We start from the raw sequence: 25251 nt of genomic DNA, 5'->3' as shown, positions 1-25251 counted from the left end.
GGCGAGGGGCCGGAAGCGGCGCCTGAGGACACAAGGCGCGTCGAGTCGCTGCAGGAGCGAGAAGGGGGCGTGCGCGGCTCGAATGTAGATATGGACGGCAGGTTAGCCCGCCCATTGTCGCTGATCTGGCGATTCCGCGTGAGAACGGTGCCAGCAAGGGGCGGTCAGGACAGCGCCAGCAGGATCGACGAAGATATGACGATGATGAAGAGGCAGGCTGCGGTCAAAAGGTCATATGGGTAAGCCATTGCGATATCCATATACGTGATGAGTTGATGGCGAGATCATAGGACGAAGCGCATGAGACGACTGTCAACGATTGCAAATTCGAGGCGTTGTGTGGCATTTGTAGGCTTTCGAAATATCGTGCTCAGGTTGCCTGCGCTGACTTGTTGCCTATAACCAGGGGAGTTTTCTGGATGAATACAGCTGTGCCCGTCCAAAGCACGCCGGAGATCGATTTCTGGTTCGACTTCGCCAGCAACTACAGCTACCTGAGCGTGATGCGCATTGAATCGCAGGCGGCCATGCATCATGTCCGGGTTCGCTGGCAGCCGTTTCTGCTGGGCCCTGTTTTGCAGGCCTTGGGCTATGACACGTCGCCGTTCGTCGCGCAGAAGGAGAAAGGCGAGTACGTTTGGAAGGACATGGAGCGGCAGGGCAGAAAATACGCCGTCCCGTGGCGCAAACCGTCGGACTTTCCACGCCGTGCGTTGCTGCCATTGCGTGTGGCGACGCTCGGGGCCAATGAGCCGTGGATCGGTGCGTTTTGCCGCGAAGTCATGCAGCTCAATTTCGCGCAAGACCGCGAGATCGATTCACCGGCGGCGGTGGGCGAGGTGCTGGAGCATCTGGGTTTGCCGGCGCAACAGATCATCGCCGACGCGCTTACCGATGCCAACAAGCTGAAATTGCGCGAGCAGACCGAACGGGCTCGAGCACAGCGCATTTTCGGCGCGCCGACGTTCTTCGTTGGCACGGAGATGTTCTGGGGCAACGACCGGCTGGACGATGCACTGGCATTTGCCACAGGCGCGCCTTAAGACGTAAAAAACGGCACGATCCGCTTCCCTCCTGACAGCACGTTGGCAGGAGCCCCTGCCTAGAATGGGCTTCAACATCGCGTAGAAGCCTTTCCCATCAGCGGTTGCGGAGATTGAGCCATGAAAAAGACCTACCACGGCAGTTGCCATTGCGGCGCAGTGCGATTCGAGGCGGATATTGAACTGAACACCGGTCAACTGAACAACGGGCGTCGCCGCTGCAATTGCTGGATCTGTGCGAGGCAGCGCGTCTCGGAGACGCTGGTCAAGCCAGAGGATTTTCGCCTTTTAGCGGGCGAAGCAGAACTCGGTGACTATCAGTTCGGCACGGGCGGCGGACACCATCTGTTCTGCCGGACCTGTGGAGCGGCCACCTTCGGGCGGGGCGCGGTGGATGCGACGGGCAGCGAGTACGTGTCGATTGCCGCCGCCTGCCTCGACAACGCCAATCCAGCCCTGACGCCGAAGCGTGCTGTGAGCGCGTGCTACCGTTAATTATCGCCGTGCTGGCAGAAGCGTCGGCCCGGAACGTGCGATACGACAGCTTGAGCGATTTCAAGCGGTGTGCTTTCCGCGGGAACCACGCGACGGCAGGAATCGGGAGTGTGCTTCAGCGTCCATTCGACCAGACGGTAGGAGCGTCCCCATGGGTGCTGCAATGGGTCCGAGACCGTGCAGGATTGAATCTGGCGCACCCAGTCGTGGTCGGGCATGGCCCGCAGATGTTCGAATACCGTATCTTCAACCATGGTCTGTTCTTCCCTCGCAGGAGTGCGCAACATCTTGCGATGCGCCGACAGCATCCCTCAGATAAAAAAACGCCGCCGATGTTCAGGCGGCTCAACAGGGGATGTTGAGCGTCATAGTTGCAGGGGAAAATTAAGCCAGACTTAAGACCGCGTCACAAAGCCCTGATCGGGACAGAACTTAACGATTGACGTGGTAACTGGCGTTAAGCGTTTGCAGAAACGCAACGGCGCATCGGTAACGCGTGTTTCGCGACCCTCAGAAGCATTTCACGCTGCGTATTGCCGACTGGTCGCAAATGGCTGGAGGCCGCGATGCGCCTGCGCGAATATTTGTCTGTCGCAGGAAATTGGTCTCCGGCTCCAGCCAGCAAGGGCTTGCGAGGGATGAACACGAGCCGCCGAGAGGTTGCTTCGAAAAATCCTGGAATAAACCCTGGGAGCCTGTGTTCGCCCTTATGTAGACGCAGTACGAGGCGCGCAGTACAAGGCCATGGGTCATAGGCCGTAGGCCAGAACCGGACTGTTTATCTCAACCCCGAAGGCGGTTTTAACTGCCAACTAAATTTAACGTTACTTAGGAATCTTAATCATGTACAAGATGCTCGCAGGTTTTGCTCTCGCCGCTGCCACGCTCGGCGCCCCGGTTCTCAGCTTTGCTCAGTCGAATGCACCCGTGACCCGTGCGGAAGTTCGTGCCGATCTCGTGCGTGTCGAGCAGGCCGGATATACCCCGGGTCAAAACGACATCAACTACCCGGCTGACATTCAGGCTGCCGAAGCAAAGATCGCTTCGCAGAACGATCAGCAACTGACCAACCAGGCCGTCGGCGGTGTCACGCAGAACGGTAGCTCAGCATCGGGTTCGGCATCCCGTACGGCGATGCGCTCTTGTGTCGGCCCGGTCAGCTTCTGCAACGTGTACTTCGGTAGCTAAATGCTGCATCCAGGATCCTGCGCGATGGGTTGTCTTGTGCAGGATCGCCAGTTGTTCCAGTCGTAGAAGTAGGTGGCTTGATAGACGAGTGCGTCGCACAGTCGAGCATGACTTGCCAGTCAAGCCAGCTATTTTTTAAAAATTTCGTTTTCCTTATTAATGGAGTTTGATCGTGAAAGTCTTACCTCTCGCCGCATCGATCCTTTCCTTGTCCGCATGCCTGTTTGCATCGACCGGTGCCATGGCGCAACAGACGCAACCCGCCACCCCGATCAAGAACATTGTTCTGGTACACGGCGCGTGGGTGGATGGCTCGGGCTGGAAGCCGGTGTACGACATCCTCACCAAAGATGGCTACCACGTCACCACGGTGCAGGAACCGCTGACTTCGCTGGACGACGATGTCGCGGCCACGAAACGCGTGATCGACCTGCAGGATGGTCCTACGATTCTCGTCGCACATAGCTACGGCGGCTCGATCATCACCGAGGCTGGCGTCGATCCGAAAGTGGCTGGACTCGTGTATGTGGCCGCGCATGCGCCGGCTGTCGGCGAAGACGAGTCGGATCTGGGCAAGCAATACCCGAGCTATACCTCGAAGCAGCCGGGTGCCATCAAGAAGACCGACGATGGCTATACGTACCTGAATCCGGCGGATTTCCCCAAGGATTTCGCCGCGGACCTGCCGCTGAAGCAGGCGCAGTTCGAAGCGCAATCGCAGATCCTGACGGCAGCGAAGGTCTTCTCGGCGCCGATGACGGTCGCTGCATGGACCACCAAGCCAAGCTGGGGCATCGTGGCCGCTGACGACAAGATCATTAATCCGGATCTCGAACGCTTCTACTACCAGCGTGCCCATAGCCACACCACGGTGCTGGCCGGCGCGAGTCATTCGGTGTACGAATCGCGTCCGAAGGAAGTGGCGGCTGTAATTGAAGACGCAGCGAAGCACGCCCAACAGTAATGCGCCCGAAGCGCAATCAAAGCAACGGCAGCGTAAGCCTGATGTGCTCCGCGAATACCGTGGTCAGCGGTGCGGGGCGCTTGCGCTCGAACCTGAGCGTAATGGCGATGGTGGGCAACGGCGGAAGCGCTGGATCGCCGTTGATTATGGCGAGGTCCGGCGCGACGGCTGTCTGCGTAATTACAGCAAAGGCTTGCCCCGAGCGCACCAGCGCTGTGAGGCCCGCAAGGCTGCTGCTCGCACAGGCAACGCGGTAAGCCCTGCCCGCGCGTTGCAGCGCTTCGCAGGCCGCTACGTGATCGAGCGTGTCCGGATCGGAAAGCGCCAGCGGTAAGGGGTCGAAGTGCGCGGGATCCAGTCCCGGATAGCCCACCCAGACCAGCGGCTCGCGGCGAATGATGCCGTCATCCGGCGCATCCTCCGGCAATGAAATCATGGCGAGGTCCAGCGCATGCATCTCCAGTTGTTCGATCAAGCGTGGGGTGGGCGCGCACATGACGTCCACCTGGGCATGCGGGTGGTGGGCTGAAAACTGCCGGAGCAGGGGCGGCAGGAACACGGCAGCGTAGTCGTCCGGGCAACCGAAGCGGATCGTGCCCGAAAGCCCTTTGCCGGAGAGATCGGCCATCGCTTCGTCGTGGAGTCGCAGAATGCGTTGGGCATGCACCAACAGGCGTTCACCGGGGTTCGTCAGCACGACCCCGCGCCCCGTGCGCTGGAACAGCGGCTGATCGACGATTTCTTCGAGGCGCTTCATCTGCTGGCTCAGCGCAGACTGGGTCCGGCCTATCCGGATAGCCGCGCGGCTGAACGCCCGCACTTCGGCGATGACGGCGAACGAGCGCAGCAGGTCGATTTCGAGTGAAAGGCTCAAGGTATTAGGCTCGCTTCTAGCTTCCATTAGAACTATTCGATTCTATGAAAGCAGAGAGCCATCTAGACTGCAAGCTATTCTCGCCAATAGCCCAGGAGAACCGCGGTGTCCCGGAACAACGACGAAGTTTTTTGGCGCAACGCCAGGCAGCACCTCATCCGCTATGGCGGCACCTTCGAGCCGATGATCATCGAGCGCGCCCAGGGCAGTTTCGTCTATGACGCAGATGGCCGCGCGATCCTCGATTTCACCTCGGGACAGATGAGCGCGGTGCTCGGACACAGCCATCCGGAGATCGTCTCGGTCATCAACGAATACGCCGGCAAGCTCGACCATCTCTTCAGCGGGATGCTTTCGCGACCGGTGGTCGGTCTGGCGACCCGCCTCGCCGACATCACGCCTGACGGACTCGACCGCGCGCTGCTGCTCAGCACCGGCGCGGAATCGAACGAGGCTGCGATTCGCATGGCGAAGCTCGTCACCGGTAAATACGAAATCGTCGGTTTTGCGCAGTCGTGGCACGGTATGACAGGGGCCGCGGCATCCGCGACGTACAGTGCCGGTCGCAAGGGCGTCGGCCCGGCGGCGGTCGGCTCGTTCGCGATTCCCGCACCGTTCCTCTACCGGCCGCGTTTCGAGCGCAACGGTGAATACGATTACCTCGCAGAACTGGACTACGCGTTCGATCTCATCGACCGCCAGTCCAGCGGCAATCTCGCTGCCTTTATTGCAGAACCGATTCTCAGCTCCGGCGGGATCATCGAACTGCCGCAAGGCTACATGGCCGCGCTGAAGCGCAAGTGCGAGGAGCGCGGCATGCTGCTGATTCTCGACGAAGCGCAGACCGGCGTCGGGCGCACCGGCACGATGTTCGCCTGCCAGCGCGATGGTGTCACGCCCGACATTCTCACCCTGTCGAAGACGCTGGGCGCCGGTTTGCCGCTTGCGGCCATCGTGACCTCCGCGCAGATCGAAGAGCGGGCCCATGAATTGGGTTATCTGTTTTATACGACGCACGTGTCCGACCCTCTGCCCGCCGCCGTCGGTCTGCGGGTGCTGGATGTGGTCGAACGCGAGGGGCTGGTTGCGCGGGCGAACGTGATGGGCGAGCGTCTCAAACGCGGCCTTGTGGATCTGATGGAGCGCTTCGACTGCATCGGCGACATCCGTGGACGCGGGCTGCTTCTGGGTATGGAGATCGTCAAGGATCGCCGCACGAAGGAGCCGGCGGATGGACTCGGCGCAAAGATCACCCGCGAGTGCATGAACCTGGGCCTCAGCATGAACATCGTGCAACTGCCGGGTATGGGCGGTGTGTTCCGGATTGCCCCGCCGTTGACTGTCAGCGAGGATGAGATCGACCTGGGTCTTGAACTGCTCGGGAAGGCGATTGAACACTCGCTGTAAGCACCCCAACGTCATCGTTGATGAGGCGATGAGCGATCATCCGATGATCCGCAATGAGGGCCACGAATGCCGCTGCTGCTGGCTGCTCGCAGCAGGTGCGACGACGCCTTGCGGCAAAATGCGGCATAATGTGGCTCTCTCAGGTTCTGGCAATGGCCCTCGGAATAGCCAGAATCTTTTTAGCCGACCCTAACAGGTCGGCTTTTTTTTGATCACGGTGTGCCGCATCGGGAGTTACGAGCGTTCCCGAGCGCCAGTTTTTTGCCGTCCACCGGCCGGCTCGACCATCGGGTGCGCGCCGCTCTGCGCGAGTTCAAGCCGATTCCCACCCAGCGACTTCGCTCTGTACAACGCCTGATCGGCGGCTGCCAGCAGGTCGACGAGCGTGGATGCCTCGTCCTCAAACTGCGCGAGTCCAATGCTGACCGTAGCCCGGATCCCGAGGCCGCTCACTCTGAGCGGGGCCGTTTCGGCAAAAAGTCTGGCAACGGTTTCGCCCACCTCTTTGGCGCGGAGGGTGTCATGACGAAACAGCAGGGCAGCAAATTCTTCTCCTCCGATGCGGGCGAGAATTGCCTCGGGTCCCATTACGCTGCGGGCAATGTCCGCAAACGACTTCAGGACCTCGTCTCCCGTTTTATGACCGTATTGATCGTTGATCGCCTTGAAGCGATCAAGGTCGAAGGCAAGCAGCGAAACTGGCCGCCACGTGTCCCCTTCGCGGATGACCCGGCCGCCTTCTTCAAAGAACCATCTGCGATTGCCAAGGCGGGTCAGATAATCGGTTTGGGATTCCTGCAAAAGCCGGCCATGAGTTTCCTCGCGAATTAACCTGAGCAAGGTCATCGGTAGAACTACCGAATATAAAACGCCTTCGTAGATTGTGATTTCACCGGCAATAGCCACTATGTTCTGTCCATATACGGCCGCTAGCCACGGCAACACGAATGCTCTGGCGGCATAAAGGACAGCATGGATAGTGGTCACCATCGCGGCGATGTGCCGCGATTGCAACGATTTCATCTCATCGTTTCGCAGCAACTCGCGAGACGTCATAACGGAAACTATCGCGATTGGAAACGCACAGACATAGCTCCACACGGCGTTCGGCCATCGCGCACCGGCGATTGCCCACGCCAGCGCCTGCAGAACGAGGATAGCGATAGAAACCGCACGGTAATGTCGGCCGCTCAGGGATGCGACACCGTGCAGGATCAAAAGATAGCCGCTGAGAATGACGAGATTGCTTAAGGCAGAGCCGGAGATACCGGGCAGCGCTTGACGGATGATCACCGCTGCACATCCGACGGCAAGCGTGGCGTATCCCGCTGCCAATAGCCTCAATTCCTTGCTGCGCCGGGGATGCGTTCGATGCTCCCAGAGCGTCATCCCAGAGCTGGCGAGTAGCGTTCCGATCGCAAGAAGGTAAAGGGTGAGAAGATCGACGTGCATCGCTGACGTTAGAGCGTTCCGCCGGTACGCGGCGGCTGGAGTCGCATTTTACGCCGAAAAATTTGATGGCATCGTAACGTCAAGCGCTCACATAGCAAGGCAATCGGGAGCTCTGTGCCGGTCTGAAACGGCGAGGACCGACCCATCACGCACGACCGCCGATCACGTCATGCAGTCTTGCAGATGGGTCAACCGTGTTGCTTCGCGTCGTTTGCGAATGGTGTTAGTTGGAAGCAGGCGCCGGTGCTGAAGCAGCACCCATTGCAGCAGGCGCGTGCTTGTGCTGGGCGGGGTGATGCTTTCCGTGCGCATGCTCATTCCTGAACAGCACATCCGCAGTTGCTTTCTGATCGTCCGACAGCGTCGCGTACAGCGCGCTGAACGCAGTGGACAACTTCTGCATATTCTCGGCATGTACCTGGGCTAATGATGCATACGATTTCATGGCGTCATCCGCGTTCATGGACGGAAGCTTTTTTGCCCGCTCATGAAAAGCCTGATCGGCGCTCGCAGCGTTGTCACGCATGGTTTGCGCGAAGGCGTCCCATTGCTGCGACTGCTGGTCGGTGATCTTCAGTTCAGCATGCAGTTCGTCGATCCGCTGCGCCACGATATCCTGGTGCTTCTGCGCATGAGCGGCAGCCCGCCCGCCTGGCGTCGTAGGGGCCGCACTGCTCGCGGGCGTCTGCGCCCATGCCGAAGCGCTCGCGAAGACAAACGTCAACAACGCAGGCATAAATACTTTACGGACGGAGGTTTTCATGTATGGATGCTCGTTTTGAATGATGGGTCTGGCGACGGCCGCAACCTGTGCAATATGGTGCGATGAGCTAACGGACCGCCGGATCGGATCAGGTTATGGGACGATCAATAACCAGGAGGATAGTTGTTCGGATAGTAAGCGACGCCCGGCGGGGGCGGCGGTGGGGGAGACGAATACACCACTGCGGGCGGCGGTTGCAAAGCACTGGTGATCGCTGCGCCCGCGACCGCGCCCAGCAACGCTCCGACGATCAGCCCGCCACCACCGCCGCCGCCACCGCCACCATGGTAACCACCGCGATAGCCTCCGCCGCCGTGATAGCCGCCGCCTCCATGGTGACCACCGCCTCCACGTGAGTAGTGTTGCGCCTGTGCAGGCAGCGCGGACATCGCCATCAGAACCGCCACGACGGCCATTGCGACGCGTCGGCGTGACGGAGTGTGAGACATCTGAATCATGAGTCGTGCTCCTTCCATTCAGTTTCACATGCGTAGGACCACCATTTCATCTGCCAGCGATCGAACTAGTGTGACCCTTTGTACGCCCGTCAGTTCCGCACATTGTGTCCAGATAATGCAATTGATTCTAAGCGGAGAAGAATGGGCTCGAAAACGCAGTGAAATAGCAGCTTATGTCTCCTTTCTCAATGGATTTCCACGGGTTTTAATAAAACCAAATATTACGTTTAAAGATTTGCAGTTCTTTGTCGATATATCGACTGAAAGCGCAGGCCCGCAGATGACCGCGATCATCCATCGAAAATAACAAAGCACCGCATATGACCACACTACTGCCATTAAACGCAGGCGTTCTCCCAACGGTGACGCCATCATCGAGCAAGACGAACAGCATCGCTTCGACCGCTAGCATCGCGTCGGATACCGCTGTCGGCGGGAGCGAATCGACTATTGTCACCATCCCATCCGCGAGCCTCGAATCGCCGCTCCTCTACACGTCACAAGGGTCGCTGATAGGCGGGGAGCCAAGCGTGACCTGGGCTCAGAGCAACACCGATGCCGTTTCTCTGACGATGGCGGGCGATGCCATGTCGAATACGATGTCCGGTCAGTTCTACAATCTGGGAAGCGCGCTGCTCGATCGCTTCAAGACTAACGGTAGCAATTTCTCGCAGTCGGTCACGATTGCCGGGGCGGATGGAGTGGGTGCAACCGCGCTAGCGGAACAGGGTCCGCAAGGCGATGTGAAGCTGACCGTCAAGACCGCGAGCGGCGTCACGGTCGATATCGAAATGGACAGCGACGACGGCACGCTTGCGGTCAGCATGAACAGCAGCGGGACCTTGAGCGGCAGCGAGCGCACCGCGCTGACAGGACTGGCCGACGGATTTCAGCAGGCAATCGATGGCCTGAGCGGTGTTCCGCCGCAACTCAATCTGAGCGGTTTGATGCAGTACGACCCGTCGGTACTGTCGTCGGTGAATCTGCAATTCAATGTGACAGGCGAAGGGTCAAACAACATATCGGCCAATATTGCGCTGAACAGTTCAACGCGCAGCGTGAAAGTCACGGACTCGACCGGTTCGATCAACCTCAGTGTCGATACGAGTGATTCCGCGATCTGGGGATCGGGCGCGCAACGTGACCAGGCCATTGCAAGCTATCTGACACAGTTCGACAACGCCAACACGGAAGGCCACGGCGACGCCACACTGATGTCGATGTTCAAGGACGCGTTCAGCCAGATGAACGGCGACTATGGCACGTCGTCGCAACAGCTTCCGGGTACGGACGGCGTATCGTGGGTCGCGCAGTCGGATCACGCCATGTTGACCGGGCTGGCCGATTTCACAGGCTCGATGACCGATAACGCGGTGTCGTCCAATCCGTGGCTGCCGGATCAAACGGATACGTTTTCCTATCAGGTCTCCCAAAGTACTCAAACCACCGGCAATCAGCAGAGCGGCGCGATTTCGCAAACCCAGCACTCGAGTTTGCAAGCGAGTTATCACGAGTCGCTATCGGGTGGCCCGGTTCAACTGGGCATGTCGCCATCGACCCAGAGCTACAACTATATACAGGTCGACGACGACGCCAACAGCGCGGTCAACATCGCGACGCAACGCGGCCAGATAGTGCAGGCGACGCTGAATCAGTCGTCCAGTCAATCCACAGAGAAGTCCGAATATGTGAGAGGGCTGCTGGTATCGGACGTCACTACGCCGACGAACTCGTCCAACTCGAAAGATCTGCTGGCGTTGCTGAAGCCCTTCCTTGGCGACGGCGATGCCGAACAGGACAGCGCCTCCTGGCAACAGGAACTTTCGACCCTACACGGGATGGTTTTGCTGAACGCCAATCCAGACTGAAAAGCCCGCGGCAGCGGGCGTGACGATTTCGTCGCGAATCTCGCGACAGACGTGAGGCACTGGAAGCGCGGCCGTTAGGACAACCGCGCTTCCGTTAACCGCTTCAGACGGTCTGACCTGCGCCGAGATCAGCACCCGTGGTCGGGTCCGAGGTCGCATCCGATGCCGTTCTCGCAGCCATCGCCTGCAGCACCTTGACATCGCCGCGCGATACATTGACCGTGGCCATTCCGTCGCCGCCATCTACCGCCGGTTCGGGAGATTCGACGAACTCCCAATCCGGACCGTCGTTCCATGGACCGCGCGGCGCATCGTCGCCTCGCGACATGTTGTAGTACACGCTGGTGTATTGCGGCACGCCAGGCAGCTTGCCCTGAGGAAAGTTCGGCTGGATCGAGTGCAGCGCTTTCTCAAAGGATTTCTGATGGGCGATTTCGCGTGTCATCAGAAATCCAAGTGTCTCCTTGATACCCGGATCGTCCGTGACGTTGATGAGACGTTCATAGACGATCTTCGCGCGAGCCTCAGCAGCAATGTTCGAGCGCAGATCGGCCGTCGGCTCGCCGATCGTGTCGACGTACGAAGCGCACCACGGCACGCCAGCCGAGTTGGTCAGGGCCGGACCGCCACCGTACAGTAATGCTGTCGTATGGGAGTCGTTTCCTCCACCTGTCATGGATCGATACAGCTCCGCTTCGGCCTCCACAGCTTCGGCCAGTTGGCCTTTTGCGCTCTTGTTCAGCATCGCGACAATCGAGCCAACAATTTCCAGGTGACTCAACTCTTCGGTTGCGATATCGAACAGCAGATCCTTGCGGCCCGGATCATCTTCGCCGACCGCCTGGGTGAAATACCGGCACGCAGCACCGAGCTCTCCCTGAGGTCCGCCGAACTGCTCGAGCAGCAGATTCGCAAGACCGGGGTTCGGCGCGGCGACACGTACGGTGTACTGAAGACGTTTGTTGTGAATGAACATGAGACTTCTCCGGTGATTGGCCAAAGCAACTCCATGAGGGTGCGGACGTGAAGTAGTTACGTCGTACCTGTGCAGAATCGCGTGCGACCTTGAATCAACCCGGACGGCGGTACAACCGGAATGGTTGTCCGCACCCAACGATGGGCGCCCGGCTCTCAGAGCAACGGACGCTCTGGCGGATGTACGGCGAAGATGCCGTGCATGGCAACGTGTTGCCGCTAGTAGTGCAGCATGCGCTGTGCCCATCCTGCAATTCCGTTTGGGCAACGGCAACGAGTCGCGACGAGTCGGTCGTTTGCCTTTTAGGGGTTGTTCACCGGCGAGCGCCGGATGTGTGGTGGCCCCATATGTAGGGGTTGACACGGCACGCTGTTCACTCTATAACCATCTCATGACCATCTGGATGGATGGTATGGGGATGGAAAATGAACAAACACAAACCGCAGGATTCGCTTGTCGTCGCACCTCGTCCAAAGGGCGGGGAGACCGAGAAGATCACCATTAATCTCGGCCCGGTCGACCTCGGCCAGATCGATCTGCTGGTCGAAGAAGGCTTTTACTCGAACCGCACCGATCTGATTCGCACGGCGATCAGAAACCAGTTGGCGACCCACGCCCAGACTGTCAGTGAGACGGTCACACGCCGGGCGTTGGTGCTGGGTCTGCAGCACTTCTCCAGGCAAGACCTGGAATCGGCACGAGCAGCCAGACAGCGTCTGAATATTCATGTGCTGGGACTTGCCAGCATTGCATCCGACGTCACCCCTGAACTCGCGCTTGCCACGATCGAGTCGGTCGTGGTGCTCGGCGCATTCCACGCATCACCCGCGGTCAAGGCAGCGTTAGCCGGAAGAATCAGCTAGCCCGGCCGGCTGCTTCAGCCGACATAAGGAACACGATGATGAAGATGAACGAAGATTTCCTGTCCTCGATGCAGGAAGCGATGCGTCTGCTGCGTACGGCTGGGCCGCTCGAAGCTACCGCAGCGATTCAACGAGCGCTGCGCGATAGCGATAGCGATGGCGACGGAGCCGGCAGGCAAGGCTCCACGACGGCTCAGCCGCCTGCTGCTACACGCGATGTGCCACCTCCTCGCGACAGCACGGCCGCCGGGAGTCGATTTGCCCGAACGCATGCAACGGATGCGTCCTCACACCCGCATGTTGCCAGGCAGACAAATGTCGAAGACTGCGGATATTTCATTGAGCGCGCTTACACCAATGAAGCGGGACAGCGCAAGTACAAGCTCTACGTGCCCAGCGGCTACAGGGATACACCATTGCCGCTGATCGTGATGTTGCATGGCTGTACCCAGGACGCGGACGATTTCGCATTGGGCACCCGCATGAACGCGCTCGCCGAGCGCCATGACTGTCTCGTGGCGTACCCCATCCAGCCGCAGAGGGCGAACGCGTCGAAATGCTGGAACTGGTTCAAGCCGGGCGACCAGCAGCGCGAGCGCGGCGAGCCCTCGTTGATTGCGGGAATCACCCGTGACGTGATGGCCAGCTACAGCGTCGATCCGGCCCGCGTGTACGTCGCCGGCTTGTCGGCAGGTGGAGCGATGGCCGCAGTGATGATTCACAGCTATCCGGAACTGTATGCCGCAGCGGGAATTCACTCGGGGCTGCCCTATCGCTGCGCGCACGACTTGCCTTCAGCACTTGCCGCGATGAAGGGGGGCAAACCGATACGACGCGGGCCGCTTGCAGACCGTCGCGATGGGCCGGACATGCCGAAGCGGCCGTTGATCGTCTTTCATGGCGACGCGGACGCAACGGTTCACCCGTCCAATGGTGGCGAGCTCGTGCGGGAATTCAGCGCCGGTATTTCACCCGTCGATGAGGTGCCGGAACGCCGCGCAGGCATGCGTGCATGCACACGGCGGCGGCTGACAGCGGCCAACGGCGTGGACGCGGAGTATTGGGCCATTCATGGCGCACCGCACGCATGGGCCGGTGGTAGCGCTCGCGGAACGTACACGGACGCCAGCGGCCCGGATGCCAGCGCCGAGATGATGCGATTCTTTCTCGCGCATCCACAGCAACGGCCATAACGCCGGGCGAGACTGAACGCCCTCACACCGCTTCGCCGCCCGGGCACACCACAGGCTCCGGCGGTAGTTGCGCCAGATGTCGCAGCAGCTTCATCACCATCCAGACGACGGTGAGCGAGAGGATCACAAAGAACGCTGCGAGCGGCGTCAGGACCTGCACCGACACGAAGCCGGCGAGCCCCATCATCGCCGACGACACCAGCAGCAGCGCACACCCAAGGATCGCGCTCGTCAGGCCGGCAATATGCGGGAACAGCGAATTGCCCTTGGCCATAAACGTGGGATACATCGCGCCGGCGCAGAATCCCATTACGAGCACGGGCGTAGCGAGTGTCCAGATGCGCAGGCCGACCGTCAGCGCAAGCAGCAGCATGGCGATCGCGGCAGCGGCCATCATGCGCGCACCGATCTGCAACCGCTGCTCGGCGGTCGGCAGACGCGGGCTGTGCAGGCGGTTCGACAGACCGCCCAGGAAGTACATCAAGCCGATGCCGAGCGCGAGGTAAGCGAAAAAGGTCGGCGGTTTGTGCAAGGTGTTCTGCACCATGAACGGCCCGACGATGTTGAACACGAGCAGGATGCTGTAGCACAGCCCCTGCGCGAGAAAGCAGCTCTGGAACACCGGACTCGAGAGCACCTTGCCCGCGTTCGTCAATAGCGTGCGCGGTTCCAGATGTACCGGCCGCCGCAACGTCTCGCGATAGCGCCACACCAATGCCCACATCACTAGCGAATAGACGAGCAGGAAGACAAGACAGGCGCGCCAGCCAAACCACGTTTGCAGATGCGCGCCGATCACGGGCGCCACGATCGGCGCGAGTCCCCACGCGATCGCCATGTAGGTGAATGCATGTACCAGTGTCTGCCCGGAGAACGAATCGGTGATGATCGCTTTCGCGAGCAGGTTGGTCGCGGCGATACCGAAGCCCTGCAGACAGCGGGCGAGGAGGAAGGTCTCCAGATTCGGCGCAGCGAGCGACAACAGGCAGCCGATTGTAAAAATTACGAGGCCGAATGCAAGTACGGGCTTGCGTCCGTATGCATCGGCTACGGGCCCGAAGACGAGCTGACCGATCGCATAAGCGGCCATGTAGCCGGACACGCTCGACTGGATCGCTTGAGGCGAAGTCGCGAAGAAACGTGCCATTGCGGGTAACGCGGGTACGTAAATGTCGATCGCGAGCTGTCCGGCTGAGGCGAACAGGCAGATCAGGAGCAACAGAAAGCGCGGCGAGTTAGGTTCGCGCGCGGGCATGCCGGCGCGGCCTGAGAGAGTGTGGTTCATGACAGCATCGAAGAGACGGATTCGGGGCGCGATATGAGTCGATGCGAGTGTCGAGCGCAGCGTATGGATGGCGCCATCGCCACGTATTGTGCCCGTTATCGCGCAAACCGACGCGATTCCCCTTGCGAGCGAGAGGGTTGGCCGCGAAAATCAATGTTCGCAGATGGTCGAACCCCGTCGCATGCCGTCAGTCATCACCACGGGTACATCGGGTATCTGAAGCCCTTATTCGCCCCGATAATTCAGCCACACCTTCATGGGTCCGCTCTCGCGGTTGTGCCAGGTGAAGTAGGGGATGGCCACGAACGTTGTTTCTCCAGGCCGCGCTCCTTCGGTTGCGCGCGTTGCCGGATTCAACGGCCTGTAGAGCGAGCTCGACCAGTCTGACTCTATTTCCTGCCGTCGCGCAGTGCCCTTGAGCACGACAACGCCGCCAAGCTGTTGCTCACGCCATTCCGTTTCGATGCGTTGAGGATCGACATATAGCTCGTCGAGATCGAGACCGGGCATGTCGGCATGCTCGACGCAGTACAGCACCGGCCCGCGGCTCAGCGCGATCCGGCCACGATTCTCGGCCACCTTAGGATGGCTTTGCCATATACGGGCCGTCATGGGCAGCTCAAGCCGAACCGAATCGCCTTGTTCCCACAGGCGTCGAATCGCAATGTAGCCGTTCGCGTCCGGCGTGGCGTCGACCGCGTTGCCATTGACCGCTACCGAGACCGGCAGATTCGGGTGAGCGGTTGCTGCCGATTGCCCTTGCGCCGCGATCAATCCACCCGCGCCGTCCACCCACCCCGGAACCCGCAGCTTCAGCGCGAACTCCGCTTGCGCGTCGATGCCGATCTCAACCACACCGTCCCACGGATAACGCGTCTGCTGGCGCAGTTTCACCGTGTGTCCACTGAAGTCGATACGCGCATCGCTCTCCATATACAGCTGCACGTAAATCGAATCGGCATCGGTGCCGTAGACATATCCGGGAAGCGAAGCGACGGTGCGTGCGACGTTCGGCGGGCAACATGCACAGTAGTACCAGGGTTGCCGGCGATGGCCGCCGTCGTCCTCCAGAGGGTTCACGTAGTAGTACGCCTGGCCGTCGAGCGACCAGCCCGGCAGCATGCCGTTGTACAGCGTCCATTCGAACAGGTCTGCGTAACGTGCATTGCCCGTTGCGGCCAGCAGACGATGGCACCACATCATGCTGCCTATCGCCGCGCAAGTCTCCGTATAGGCCTGTGCATTCGGCAGCTCGTAGTTCGCGCCAATCGCCTCTCCATCATGCCGTGAGCCGACGCCGCCGGTGATGTACATGCGCTGTGCCGTCAGCCGGCTCCAGAGCGTTTCAAGCCGCGGCAGCAGGGCTGCTTCGCCGGTCTCCAGATAGAGATCCGTCACACCGCATGCCATGTACAAGGCACGGACAGCATGCCCGGCAAGCGCTTCCATTTTTTCGAACGGCACGTCGTCCTGGAAGTACGCGTCACCGAAGCGGCCGCCTGTGAGAAGGCCGTGACCGCGTGCCTCGATAAAGAAGCGTGCAAGCTTGAGATACCGCTCGTGTCCCGTCTCCCGCGCCAGTTCGATGAGCGCCATTTCGATCTCTTCGTGTCCGTCGATGTCCTCGATCTTGCCTTCCGATTTCGGACCGAAGCGCTCGCACAACAGGTCGGCGACACGGACGGCAACATTGAGCAGGCGGCGCTGGCCAGTCGCACGATGGTGGGCCACCGCAGCCTGGATCAGATGGCCCGCACAGTACATCTCATGAAGATCACGCAGGTTGGTCCAGCGTTCGCCTTCGCGTTCCAGGCAGAAATAGCTGTCGATATAACCGTCTTCGCCCTGCGCACGCTCGATCAGGGTGATGCCCTCATCGATACGTTTCTCGAGCAGCGCATCGGGCCCACGCGCGACGACCCACGACGCTGCTTCGAGCCATTTGTACAGGTCGCTGTCGTTGAAGAACAGCCCCACGTGCGGGCCGTCGTACTCACCGAACACCCGCCGGAAGTTGTTGAGCCGCCCAGTGCTTTCGAGGAGATCCCACTGGCTTGGCAGGGTCCGCTCGAGATTGGTCGCAAACCGTGGCCCCCAGAAATCGCCTTTCAGGTCGACTGCATTGACCGCCACGGGTTTGATGTGCGCATAGCGGGTAGATGCTGCATCAACAACGACAGGTGGGCGCAAGGTTCTCGTATCGTTCATGGTGTGCATGGAGCGTTATGCCTTGACCGCACCAGCGATCAGACCGTTGATATAAAAGCGCTGCAGGAGCAGGAAGAGGATCGCGCACGGCAGGATGGAAATCGTGATGCCGGCTTGCATCAGCCCCCAGTCGACGGCGCCAAGCTGACCGCTTTGCGCATTCAGGAGCATGACCGGCAACGTGTAGTTTTTTGCGTCGCCGATCAGGATCAGCGCGGCTAGCAGTTCATTCCACGAACCGAAGAACGCGAACAGACCCGCTGTGACGATCCCTGGCAACACCAGCGGCACCATGATCATGCGCAGCGACTGCAACGAACTGCAGCCGTCGATCAGCGAGGCATCCTCGATCTCGCGGGGCACGGCGTCGAACGAGTTGCGCATCATGAACACTGCAAACGGCAACTGGAACGTCGTGTAGACGAGCGCGAGGCCGAACAGCGTGCCCTGCAGATGCATCCAGCGCAGCAGGACGAATAGCGGATTGAGGATCGACTGGAACGGAATCATCAGCGTCGCGAGGATCACGACGAAGATCAGGTTGCGCCCCGGAAAACGGAATCGCGAGAATCCGTAGCCGCCGAGGGTGGACAACACGAGCGTCATCACGACCGTCAGCATCGCAACCGACGTACTGTTGCCGAGATATCGCCAGATGCCTGCGCCATAGCTCGCGAGGTTCTGATAGTTCTCGAACGATAGATGGGATGGAATCCATCTGGGTGGCGAAGCGCTCGCGTCGGCCGGCGAATAGAACGAGGTAAATGCGGACCAGCCGATCGGAAACAGAAACGCCAGCGTGAGCACGCTGCAGATCAGGTAGTAAAGCGCGATCGACAGCCTAGCCTTCAGCTTTGTCACGCGACTTGAATAATGGAGCGCATCCACATTGGACGTGACGGGACTCGGCTTTGGCGTCGCATGCGCGAAACCGGTGTCGGCGGAACGCAATCGGTTACTCATCGTCGTCTCGCAGAAGAATTATCTGGATCACGCTTAGCATGAGCAGCACGATCAGCAGCACCACGGACATCGCCGCGCCGTAGCCGAGCTTGAAGTAGGTGAACGACGCACGATAGATCCAGTGGACCACCGTGATGGTGGTGTTCATCGGCCCACCCTTGGTCATCACATAGAACTGCTCGAATGCCAGGTAGGAGCCGATCACCGCCATGATCAGTGCGAGCGCGAAGGTGCGCCGCATCATGGGCACGGTGATAAAGCGCTGCTGCGCCCACCATCCCGCGCCGTCGATGCGGGCTGCTTCATACAGATCGTATGGAATCGCCTGCATGCCGACGAGCATGATCACCATCGTGAATCCACACGCCTTCCACACCACCATCACGATCAACGACGCCAGCGCGGAGTTGGTATCGCCTAGCCACTGAACCGGCTCGCTGACGATACCCAGTTGCATCAGGATCGCGCTGAAGATGCCCACCTGGTCGTTGAACAGCCAGACCCAGAGCAGACTCGCTGCGGTCAGCCCGATCACGACCGGCAGGAAGAAGGCAGTCCTGAAGATGCCCACGAACCGGATCGCGCGCTTCACGAGCAACGCAAGCGCGAAAGCGACGACAAAGATCGCCGGCGTGACGAACAAGGTGTATTTGGTCGTAAACCAGAGCGCGCCCGAGAACGATTCGTCGTGCATCAGGTCGAGGTAATTTCTCAACCCGTTGAACGACGGCACGCCCATCAGCGGCCACTGATAGAACGACATGCCGATCGTCATCGCCAGCGGCAGCAGAAAAAATACCGCCGTGAAAGCGAGGCAGGGCAGCACAAACCAGTATCCTGCGCCCTGCCGGCCTAACCCTTTACGCGGCTTCTTTCGACCCATCTGCGGTGCGAGGCCCGCACCGCCTGTTGCCGGATCGCCAAGGACATCCATGGTCGTTAAATCCTATGGTGTGTTCAGGATCTGGGTGAAGCGGTCTTGCGCATTTGAAACGGCAACATCCACGCCTTTGCCGAAGACAGCTTCCTGGATCATGGCGGCCCAGGGTCCGTTTGGATCGTTGATCAACTGGTTGAACTTGATGCTATAGGGCGTTTTGCCCTGACTCATAGCCGTTGCGGCGGTCAAATAACGGCCGTCGAGCTTGCTATACGCGTTGCTCGCGAGGTCGACCCGCACGGGGATGCTGCCGTTTTTCGCAAACTGATCGACCTGGACCTGTTCGCCAAGACACCACTTGATGAACTCCATCGCGTCTTTCTTGTGCTGTGAACCGGCTGGGATCGCGATCACATCGCCACCGGCGAAGCTCGCCCAGCCACTGTTCTGACCCGGCAGATACGAGAGTCCGAAATCTATCTCTGGATGGCTTTTCTTCAGGACGCCGATTGAAAACGCGCCGGACCCGACCATGCCGATTTTTCCGGTCTCGAACGCGTTGATGAAGTTGACGCCGCTGTCGGTCTTGGCACTTGCGGGCATCTCACCCGCTTCCCACATACGACGGTACATGGCGAGCGTGCCTTCGAGCGCTGGATTCTTCAGCGTCGCGGTCTTGCCGTCGGCCGACAGCACGTCACCGCCCGAGGCCCACACATAAGGCGTCAACGTAAAGATGTTGCAGCTGCCGCAGGCGCCCGAGAAATAGAAACCTTTAACCCCGCCACCGAGCGCGGTGATCTTTTTCGCATCGGCTTCGAGTTCGGCCCAGGTTTTGGGCGGCTGGTCGGGATTCAATCCGGCGCGTTTGAACAATGTCTTGTTGTACAACAGCATCGAACTTTCAGCGCTAAAGGGCAGCGCGTATTGCTTGCCCTGATAGGTCCCGAGCCGCATATGCGATGGACTCAGGCTCTGATAGAAGGGCAGCTTTTTGGCTTCATCCGTGATGTCGGTCAACTGCCCGTCGTGCGCGAACTCGGGCGTGTAGATCAGATCGATTGCAATCACGTCGGGCGCAGCGCCGCCAGCCGACGCCGTGCCGAACTTTGTCACGAAGTCGTCATTCGGAATGATGGTCAGGTTGACCTTGGTGGGATGGCTCGCGTTCCATGCGGTAACGACCGGAGTCACAAAACCCGAGTCCGACGCGCGCACCCAGAAAGAAAGACCATCGTCAGCCTGGGCGTGAGTGGCGGCGAGCACTGTCGCGCATGCCCATAGACGAAGCCATCGGTTGCAACGAATCATAGGTGTCTCCTCCTATTGCCGATGCACGTCCCGCGACGCTTTCCGGACCGTCGGGCTCGCTGTGCCAGCCGGGTACACGCATCGGTTGCTTCTGAGAAATGTGATTTTTTCGACCTTGGCGGGTCGTACCGAATCTTTCCGACTTCCCACGAACGCCAAGTCTGGAAAGCTTGACACGCCCGACCTGCCCTCGCAAGATGAAGAAACCGCAGTAAAACGCGCTAATTCCGACTTTTTGCGTAATGACCGATCCCGCGCTCCATCTGGCATTTCCACTGGGTCTCGAAGCAAGCAATGGCGGGCTGTTTGTGTCGCGCGGAGTGGGCGTGCATCCATCGCGAACGATCCAGTCGTACGAGCTGATCTATGTGCGGCAGGGTTGCCTGAATCTTCACGAAGGCGGACAGCTATTCGAGGTGAACGCAGGGGAGACACTGCTGCTTTGGCCTGGGCGGTTGCATGGCGGGACGTCGCCGTTTGCACCGGATCTCAGGTTCTATTGGGTGCATTTCACGTTGCCAGACGCGCCGCACAGCGGGTCGGCGTTGGAAGTGTTGCTGGAGATTCCTCAACACGCCAGGGTCGAGCGGCCCGATCATTTATCTGGCATGTTCCAGCGCCTGTTGAACGATCAGCAGATCTACGGCGTGCAACCGTTGCCGGACAGCCTGACGATCCTGCTGATGCTATGGGAACTCAAGCGCTCGCGGGTCGCGGCGACGGCGGCCGACGGGGCGCCCCAGCAACTCGCGGCAAGCGCCGATCAATGGATTCGCACGCATTTTCATGAAGCGATCAACGCCTCGGCGATTGCCGCGCATCTTGACTGCAATGCGGACTACCTGGGGCGCGTGTATCGCGCCACCTATGGGCGCACGTTGACGGACGCGGTACACGAACAGCGCATGCTGCACGCGGCCATCCTGCTTGCGGAAGACCGCTTGACGATCGCGCAGGTCGCTTATGCGTGTGGGTTCGAGGACAGCGGATATTTCAGGCGGCTGTTCAAGAGAAGCAGAGGGATGACGCCGAACGCGTTCCGGCGCCTGCATGTGCGGGTGCATGTGAATACGGCCTGAGGACGCGCATGCGGCGGCGCTGTTACCGCCTCCGCCTCACGCATCTGGCGGCACACCTAGCAACTGCAACGCCCCACCGGTCACCGCGCCGAACACAGGACCGGCAACCGTGCCTCCGTAGAAAGCCTTGCCAGCCGGATCGTCGATCATGACGGCGACGATCAGGCGCGGGTCGCTCATCGGCGCCATGCCGACGAACAACGCACGATAGCGATTCTTCGCATACGACACGCCGATCTGCTTGCGCGCCGTCCCGGTCTTGCCACCGACCCGGTAGCCGTCGACTGCCGCGGCGCGTCCGGTGCCACCCGGTCCGGTCGCCATTTCGAGCATCTCGCGGATGGCATGTGCGGTGGCGGGCGTCGTCACTGCGTGGCTAAAGCCGGCGGTGAGCGGCGAGTCGCCGCTGTCTGCAGCAGGAGCGAGGCCGTCACCATCCTGTTGTTCATTCATTTGCCCACCGGGTTGCCGTTCGACCGTATCCTCCAGCAGCAAACGCACCGGATGCAGCGTGCCGTCGCCCGCATAGGCGGTGTACATCTGCGCGAGTTGCAGCAGCGACGCCGACAGCCCGTAGCCATAAGCCATCGTGGCCTGCTCGATGGGCCGCCAGCGTCTGTGCGGGCGCACCTTGCCCGCGGCAGCGCCGGGGAAGGTTAGTTCCGGCCGGCGCCCGAGGCCATACTCCTGGTACTTGTTCCAGATCGTCTCGGCCGGCAGATTGAGCGCGAGTTTGGCGAGTGCGATGTTGCTCGACTTCTGCACCGCTTCGGCCACGGTCATCACGCCGTGATTCGAGGTGTCGTGAATCACGGCTGGTCCAATCCGGTACCACCCCGGCGTTGTATCGATCAGGCTTTGCGGCCCGACCATACCCTTGTCCATGGATAGCGCGACGACCAGCGGCTTGATCGTCGACCCCGGCTCGAACGTATCGACGACGGCCCGATTGCGCAGTTGGCGGCCGCTCAGCCGCGTGCGGTCGTTCGGATCGAAGCTCGGATAGTTCGCGAGTGCGAGGATCTCGCCGTTGCGCGCGTCGAGCACCACGACGCTGCCAGCTTCCGCACTGTGCTTCGCAATCGCCGCCTTCAGTTGCGCATAGGCGAGTTGCTGGATGCGGCGGTCGATGGTCAGGCGGATCGTCGCGCCGTTGTGCGCCGGTACGAGTGGACGCGTGTCCGACACCACCCGGCCGAGCCGGTCGCGGATCACCTCGCGCTGACCCGCCGCGCCGCTTAACTGCAGGTTGGCGGCGAGTTCGACGCCTTCCTGGCCTTTGTCCTCGATATCCGTGAAGCCGACCACATGCGCCGCCGATTCACCTTCCGGATAGAAGCGCTTCGAATCGGCGATCTGCGTGATGCCGGCGAGTTGCAGCTTGTCGATCGCGCTGGCTGTGTCTGCGTCCACCTGGCGCTTGAGCAGTACGAATGTTTTGTCACCCGCTACACGGCTGCGTAGTTCCACGAGCGGCACCTTGAGCAGCCTGGCGAGCGGCAAAAAGCATGTCTCATCGAGCAGCCTGGGCGTTGCCCAGACCTCATAGGTCGCGAGACTGACCGCGAGCATTGAACCGTTGCGATCGACAATCCGTCCGCGTGTGGCGTCCAGTTCGATGACGCGTTGATAGCGCTTTTGTCCCTGGCCGGCATAAAAGTTCTGATTGACCACCTGGACCCAGAAAGCGCGTGCGGCGAGGCCGCCGAATGCCGCGAACATCAGCACGATGATGAATTTCGAACGCCATGTCGGCAGGCGCGACGCGAGCATGGGGTGTCTCGCGGCTGATGCGTAAGTCCGAGGTGGCTGCGATCTGGGCTTCTGGAACATGAGTGCGGATGCGAGCAGCGAACGCAGGTGGCGGCAACGCCGTGATTGTAATTAAAACGTAATATTAATGCGAGGCCTATGCGAGCCCATAGCGACGGCGAGGAAGCACGTCGCGTCAAGGACGTCGGGCTTTGCTTAAGCGGGTTGCAAACGGGAGAGAAGTTGCGCTTCCGTAGATCGGTGCGCGTAGGGAAACACGAAGATAAGGAAGGCGGCGGGTCAAAAACCAGCCACGCAGCCTGAAAAATCCGCGAGACTGGTTCGTTCAAACAATGCGTCTCTCCGACGCGGCGTGTTGAGAGGCGCCCGGCCACCAAACGCATCCCAATAGGCGTTTTGCGGGCGCCTTCTTTTCAGGCATCGAGCGCGTGTTAAAGGCGCCCGGCAGAAACAGTTAACGTATAGCTATAGCCGCTCGCCCTCAGGCCGGCAGCGCAAAACTCGAGATTGCTTCGCGCAGCGAGCCGACCTGATCCTTGAGCGAGTGCGCGGCGGCGGCAGCCTGCTCGACCAATGCCGCGTTCTGCTGCGTGACCTGATCCATCTCACCGACCGCGCGATTGACCTGTTCGATGCCGGCGCTTTGCTCACGCGAGGCGTGGCTGATTTCCTCGAGAATTTCGTTGACGCGGCGTACTGACTGCACGATCTCGCCCATCGTCGAACCGGCGTTGGCGACTAGCGATGCACCGGCCTCGACAGTATTCGTGGAGGTTTCGATCAGCGCCTTGATTTCCTTGGCGGCGGTGGCCGAGCGTTGTGCGAGGCTGCGCACTTCCGAGGCGACGACGGCGAAGCCGCGGCCCTGTTCGCCAGCGCGGGCCGCTTCGACGGCTGCATTGAGGGCGAGGATGTTGGTCTGGAACGCGATCCCATCGATCACGCCGATGATGTCACCGATCTGACGCGAGCTATGGGTGATTTCGCCCATGGTGCGAACCACGTCGTCGACGACGCGGCTGCCGCGCGTGGCGACGTCCGCTGCCTGGCCGGCGAGTTGCGCGGCCTGGGTGGCGCTCTCGGCGTTCTGCTTCACGTTGACCGTCATCTGATCCATGCTGGAGGCGGTCTGGACGAGCGCAGCGGCCTGTTGCTCGGTGCGTTGCGAGAGATCGGTATTGCCGGCGGCGATTTCAGAGGCGCCGACGTTGATGTTTTCCGTCCCGGTGCGCACGCGCGACACGGTTTCGACGAGGCCGGCCTGCATGGTGTGCAGGGCGTGCAACAGGCTACCGGTGTCGCGATACTGGACCGGCACGTTGACGGCGAGATTGCCGCTTGCCATACGCTGTGCGGCGACGACGGCGATTTCGAGCTCGCCACCGAGAGCGTGACGTACGCTGCGCAGCACCAGCATCATGACGAACGTGGCGATGCCGCCGAGGACCGTGGTGATGGCGAGCCAGACGATGAGACTGGCGTAGAAGGCTTGCTGAACGTCGTCCATGTACATACCGGTTACGACGTACCAGTCCCAGGGGGCGAAGCGCAGTGAGACGCTGGTTTTGGGGACGGGCTGATCATGGCCGGGTTTGCTCCACAGATACGAGACGAAGCCGCCGTTGACGTCGCTGTTACCCGCGTTGACGATGTTGACGTACAGATGATTGCCGGCTGGGTCGGTGAACTGGGACATGTCCTTGCCGTTGAGTTCGGGCTTGATGGGGTGCATCAGCACGACCGGCTGCGAGTTGTTGACGGAGACGTAGCCGTCTTTGCCGTAGCGCACGGAGGCGAGGACGGCGAGGGCCTGTTTCTGGGCGTCGGGCTCGCTGAGGGCGTGTTGCTGGGACAGTGTGTAGTAGTGGTTAATGATGCTGACGGATTGCTGGGCGACGGCCATGAGTTGATCGCGGCGCTCGGAGATCATGGAGGCGCGGTTTTGGTACGCGCCAAAGCCACCGATCAGAATCAGGCCGATCCATAAGATGAGGATCATCGACCCGAGTTTTTTGTTCAAGGTCATGGAGGGCATTTTGCGAGTTCCAGGTGAGGGTGTTTTTTCGCCCGCGGCGGGCTTGGGGTTATGGTGTTTAACGGCTTCGCCGGGTTTTTGGTGAAGTAGGGGGGAACCCTGGGTTTTTGTTTTTTGTTTTTTGTTTTTGTCTGATTAATGGGTTTATTTGTTTTATTGGGGTTTTGGCCTTT

At 60.3% G+C, this 25251-nt stretch carries 23 protein-coding genes; 9 read left to right on the top strand and 14 right to left on the bottom strand.

What is annotated here, in order from left to right:
• The first annotated feature begins 419 nt into the window (after window positions 1–419).
• The gene (locus BUS06_RS20385; RefSeq protein ID WP_074266264.1) at window positions 420–1043 is read left to right on the top strand and encodes a 2-hydroxychromene-2-carboxylate isomerase; all 624 of its coding nucleotides are present in this window, start codon (window positions 420–422) and stop codon (window positions 1041–1043) included.
• 120 nt (window positions 1044–1163) lie between these two features.
• A complete protein-coding gene (locus BUS06_RS20380; protein ID WP_074266263.1) occupies window positions 1164–1538 on the top strand; it encodes a GFA family protein in 375 nt (124 codons plus the stop codon).
• Here the strand turns inward: BUS06_RS20380 and BUS06_RS20375 are convergent.
• Window positions 1535–1792, bottom strand: coding sequence for a DUF2866 domain-containing protein (locus BUS06_RS20375; protein ID WP_074269206.1), 258 nt, complete (start codon window positions 1790–1792; stop codon window positions 1535–1537). The genes BUS06_RS20380 and BUS06_RS20375 overlap by 4 nt on opposite strands.
• 589 nt (window positions 1793–2381) lie before the next feature.
• On the opposite strand from BUS06_RS20375, the gene BUS06_RS20370 reads away from it, so the two are divergent.
• Both BUS06_RS20370 and BUS06_RS20365 read left to right on the top strand, forming a co-directional pair.
• Window positions 2382–2726 (top strand): DUF4148 domain-containing protein, encoded by a 345-nt coding sequence (locus tag BUS06_RS20370; RefSeq protein ID WP_074266262.1) that lies wholly within the window; start codon window positions 2382–2384, stop codon window positions 2724–2726.
• Window positions 2727–2967: 241 nt separating this feature from the next.
• Entirely contained in the window at window positions 2968–3690 is a 723-nt protein-coding gene (locus tag BUS06_RS20365; protein WP_438803562.1) for an alpha/beta hydrolase, read from the top strand.
• A 16-nt stretch (window positions 3691–3706) separates the two neighbouring features.
• Here the strand turns inward: BUS06_RS20365 and BUS06_RS20360 are convergent, their stop codons facing one another.
• Window positions 3707–4591: a LysR family transcriptional regulator gene (locus BUS06_RS20360; RefSeq protein ID WP_074266261.1), complete on the bottom strand. Its 885-nt coding sequence runs from the start codon at window positions 4589–4591 to the stop codon at window positions 3707–3709.
• 78 nt (window positions 4592–4669) lie between these two features.
• On the opposite strand from BUS06_RS20360, the gene BUS06_RS20355 reads away from it, so the two are divergent.
• The gene (locus BUS06_RS20355; RefSeq protein ID WP_074266260.1) at window positions 4670–5971 is read left to right on the top strand and encodes an aspartate aminotransferase family protein; all 1302 of its coding nucleotides are present in this window, start codon (window positions 4670–4672) and stop codon (window positions 5969–5971) included.
• Window positions 5972–6205: 234 nt separating this feature from the next.
• Here the strand turns inward: BUS06_RS20355 and BUS06_RS20350 are convergent, their stop codons facing one another.
• From BUS06_RS20350 to BUS06_RS37890, 4 genes are all read right to left on the bottom strand, one after another.
• Window positions 6206–7423, bottom strand: a complete 1218-nt coding sequence (locus BUS06_RS20350) for a GGDEF domain-containing protein (protein WP_074266259.1) — start codon at window positions 7421–7423, stop codon at window positions 6206–6208.
• Between the two features lie 223 nt (window positions 7424–7646).
• Window positions 7647–8186, bottom strand: coding sequence for a Spy/CpxP family protein refolding chaperone (locus BUS06_RS20345; protein ID WP_074266258.1), 540 nt, complete (start codon window positions 8184–8186; stop codon window positions 7647–7649).
• A 104-nt stretch (window positions 8187–8290) separates the two neighbouring features.
• Entirely contained in the window at window positions 8291–8644 is a 354-nt protein-coding gene (locus BUS06_RS20340) for a hypothetical protein (RefSeq protein WP_217272861.1), read from the bottom strand.
• 205 nt (window positions 8645–8849) lie between these two features.
• On the bottom strand, window positions 8850–9104 hold the full coding sequence (locus BUS06_RS37890) for a hypothetical protein (protein ID WP_167379408.1): 255 nt from the start codon (window positions 9102–9104) through the stop codon (window positions 8850–8852).
• A 70-nt stretch (window positions 9105–9174) separates the two neighbouring features.
• Here BUS06_RS37890 and BUS06_RS20335 point away from each other — a divergent pair, with 70 nt between their 5' ends.
• Window positions 9175–10512, top strand: coding sequence for a hypothetical protein (locus tag BUS06_RS20335; protein ID WP_254368923.1), 1338 nt, complete (start codon window positions 9175–9177; stop codon window positions 10510–10512).
• Between the two features lie 103 nt (window positions 10513–10615).
• Here the strand turns inward: BUS06_RS20335 and BUS06_RS20330 are convergent, their stop codons facing one another.
• Window positions 10616–11488, bottom strand: coding sequence for a manganese catalase family protein (locus BUS06_RS20330; protein ID WP_074266256.1), 873 nt, complete (start codon window positions 11486–11488; stop codon window positions 10616–10618).
• Between the two features lie 425 nt (window positions 11489–11913).
• On the opposite strand from BUS06_RS20330, the gene BUS06_RS20325 reads away from it, so the two are divergent.
• On the top strand, window positions 11914–12351 hold the full coding sequence (locus BUS06_RS20325) for a CopG family transcriptional regulator (RefSeq protein ID WP_074266255.1): 438 nt from the start codon (window positions 11914–11916) through the stop codon (window positions 12349–12351).
• Window positions 12352–12389: 38 nt separating this feature from the next.
• The gene (locus BUS06_RS20320; RefSeq protein ID WP_074266254.1) at window positions 12390–13544 is read left to right on the top strand and encodes an extracellular catalytic domain type 1 short-chain-length polyhydroxyalkanoate depolymerase; all 1155 of its coding nucleotides are present in this window, start codon (window positions 12390–12392) and stop codon (window positions 13542–13544) included.
• A gap of 22 nt (window positions 13545–13566) precedes the next feature.
• Here the strand turns inward: BUS06_RS20320 and BUS06_RS20315 are convergent, their stop codons facing one another.
• From BUS06_RS20315 to BUS06_RS20295, 5 genes are all read right to left on the bottom strand, one after another.
• Window positions 13567–14829, bottom strand: coding sequence for a multidrug effflux MFS transporter (locus BUS06_RS20315; protein ID WP_074266253.1), 1263 nt, complete (start codon window positions 14827–14829; stop codon window positions 13567–13569).
• Window positions 14830–15054: 225 nt separating this feature from the next.
• A complete protein-coding gene (locus tag BUS06_RS20310) occupies window positions 15055–17046 on the bottom strand; it encodes a glycoside hydrolase family 127 protein (RefSeq protein WP_074266252.1) in 1992 nt (663 codons plus the stop codon).
• A gap of 6 nt (window positions 17047–17052) precedes the next feature.
• Window positions 17053–18000, bottom strand: a complete 948-nt coding sequence (locus tag BUS06_RS20305; protein ID WP_083611538.1) for a carbohydrate ABC transporter permease — start codon at window positions 17998–18000, stop codon at window positions 17053–17055.
• Window positions 17993–18934 carry a carbohydrate ABC transporter permease gene (locus BUS06_RS20300; protein ID WP_217272826.1) on the bottom strand — a complete coding sequence of 314 codons (942 nt, stop codon included), beginning with the start codon at window positions 18932–18934 and terminating at the stop codon, window positions 17993–17995. Before BUS06_RS20300 ends, BUS06_RS20305 begins: the two co-directional genes overlap by 8 nt.
• Window positions 18935–18946: 12 nt before the next feature.
• A complete protein-coding gene (locus tag BUS06_RS20295; RefSeq protein WP_074266251.1) occupies window positions 18947–20191 on the bottom strand; it encodes an ABC transporter substrate-binding protein in 1245 nt (414 codons plus the stop codon).
• A 242-nt stretch (window positions 20192–20433) separates the two neighbouring features.
• Here BUS06_RS20295 and BUS06_RS20290 point away from each other — a divergent pair, with 242 nt between their 5' ends.
• On the top strand, window positions 20434–21270 hold the full coding sequence (locus BUS06_RS20290) for an AraC family transcriptional regulator (protein ID WP_074266250.1): 837 nt from the start codon (window positions 20434–20436) through the stop codon (window positions 21268–21270).
• A 36-nt stretch (window positions 21271–21306) separates the two neighbouring features.
• On the opposite strand, the gene BUS06_RS20285 is transcribed toward BUS06_RS20290, so the two are convergent.
• Together BUS06_RS20285 and BUS06_RS20280 are read right to left on the bottom strand one after the other, a co-directional pair.
• Window positions 21307–23103: a peptidoglycan D,D-transpeptidase FtsI family protein gene (locus BUS06_RS20285; protein ID WP_074266249.1), complete on the bottom strand. Its 1797-nt coding sequence runs from the start codon at window positions 23101–23103 to the stop codon at window positions 21307–21309.
• Window positions 23104–23524: 421 nt separating this feature from the next.
• Window positions 23525–25069, bottom strand: coding sequence for a methyl-accepting chemotaxis protein (locus BUS06_RS20280; RefSeq protein WP_074269201.1), 1545 nt, complete (start codon window positions 25067–25069; stop codon window positions 23525–23527).
• Window positions 25070–25251 lie beyond the last annotated feature (182 nt).

Source organism: Paraburkholderia phenazinium (assembly GCF_900141745.1).
Taxonomy (GTDB): domain Bacteria; phylum Pseudomonadota; class Gammaproteobacteria; order Burkholderiales; family Burkholderiaceae; genus Paraburkholderia; species Paraburkholderia phenazinium_B.
The sequence above is the reverse complement of the archived record's forward strand: the minus strand, read 5'-3'. Positions and strand labels throughout refer to the sequence as shown.

What these genes read in the sequence shown, in the direction of transcription:
- BUS06_RS20365 (WP_438803562.1), top strand. Translation starts at nt 2,968, where the DNA reads ATGGCGCAACAGACGCAACCCGCCACCCCGATCAAGAACATTGTTCTG.
- BUS06_RS20325 (WP_074266255.1), top strand. Translation starts at nt 11,914, where the DNA reads ATGAACAAACACAAACCGCAGGATTCGCTTGTCGTCGCACCTCGTCCA.
- BUS06_RS20345 (WP_074266258.1), bottom strand. Translation starts at nt 8,186, where the DNA reads ATGAAAACCTCCGTCCGTAAAGTATTTATGCCTGCGTTGTTGACGTTT.
- BUS06_RS20340 (WP_217272861.1), bottom strand. Translation starts at nt 8,644, where the DNA reads ATGATTCAGATGTCTCACACTCCGTCACGCCGACGCGTCGCAATGGCC.
- BUS06_RS20280 (WP_074269201.1), bottom strand. Translation starts at nt 25,069, where the DNA reads ATGACCTTGAACAAAAAACTCGGGTCGATGATCCTCATCTTATGGATC.
- BUS06_RS20305 (WP_083611538.1), bottom strand. Translation starts at nt 18,000, where the DNA reads ATGAGTAACCGATTGCGTTCCGCCGACACCGGTTTCGCGCATGCGACG.
- BUS06_RS20350 (WP_074266259.1), bottom strand. Translation starts at nt 7,423, where the DNA reads ATGCACGTCGATCTTCTCACCCTTTACCTTCTTGCGATCGGAACGCTA.
- BUS06_RS20295 (WP_074266251.1), bottom strand. Translation starts at nt 20,191, where the DNA reads ATGATTCGTTGCAACCGATGGCTTCGTCTATGGGCATGCGCGACAGTG.
- BUS06_RS20290 (WP_074266250.1), top strand. Translation starts at nt 20,434, where the DNA reads ATGACCGATCCCGCGCTCCATCTGGCATTTCCACTGGGTCTCGAAGCA.
- BUS06_RS20380 (WP_074266263.1), top strand. Translation starts at nt 1,164, where the DNA reads ATGAAAAAGACCTACCACGGCAGTTGCCATTGCGGCGCAGTGCGATTC.
- BUS06_RS20360 (WP_074266261.1), bottom strand. Translation starts at nt 4,591, where the DNA reads ATGGAAGCTAGAAGCGAGCCTAATACCTTGAGCCTTTCACTCGAAATC.
- BUS06_RS20315 (WP_074266253.1), bottom strand. Translation starts at nt 14,829, where the DNA reads ATGAACCACACTCTCTCAGGCCGCGCCGGCATGCCCGCGCGCGAACCT.
- BUS06_RS20320 (WP_074266254.1), top strand. Translation starts at nt 12,390, where the DNA reads ATGAAGATGAACGAAGATTTCCTGTCCTCGATGCAGGAAGCGATGCGT.
- BUS06_RS20330 (WP_074266256.1), bottom strand. Translation starts at nt 11,488, where the DNA reads ATGTTCATTCACAACAAACGTCTTCAGTACACCGTACGTGTCGCCGCG.
- BUS06_RS20375 (WP_074269206.1), bottom strand. Translation starts at nt 1,792, where the DNA reads ATGGTTGAAGATACGGTATTCGAACATCTGCGGGCCATGCCCGACCAC.
- BUS06_RS20310 (WP_074266252.1), bottom strand. Translation starts at nt 17,046, where the DNA reads ATGCACACCATGAACGATACGAGAACCTTGCGCCCACCTGTCGTTGTT.
- BUS06_RS20285 (WP_074266249.1), bottom strand. Translation starts at nt 23,103, where the DNA reads ATGTTCCAGAAGCCCAGATCGCAGCCACCTCGGACTTACGCATCAGCC.
- BUS06_RS37890 (WP_167379408.1), bottom strand. Translation starts at nt 9,104, where the DNA reads ATGGTGACAATAGTCGATTCGCTCCCGCCGACAGCGGTATCCGACGCG.
- BUS06_RS20370 (WP_074266262.1), top strand. Translation starts at nt 2,382, where the DNA reads ATGTACAAGATGCTCGCAGGTTTTGCTCTCGCCGCTGCCACGCTCGGC.
- BUS06_RS20300 (WP_217272826.1), bottom strand. Translation starts at nt 18,934, where the DNA reads ATGGATGTCCTTGGCGATCCGGCAACAGGCGGTGCGGGCCTCGCACCG.
- BUS06_RS20385 (WP_074266264.1), top strand. Translation starts at nt 420, where the DNA reads ATGAATACAGCTGTGCCCGTCCAAAGCACGCCGGAGATCGATTTCTGG.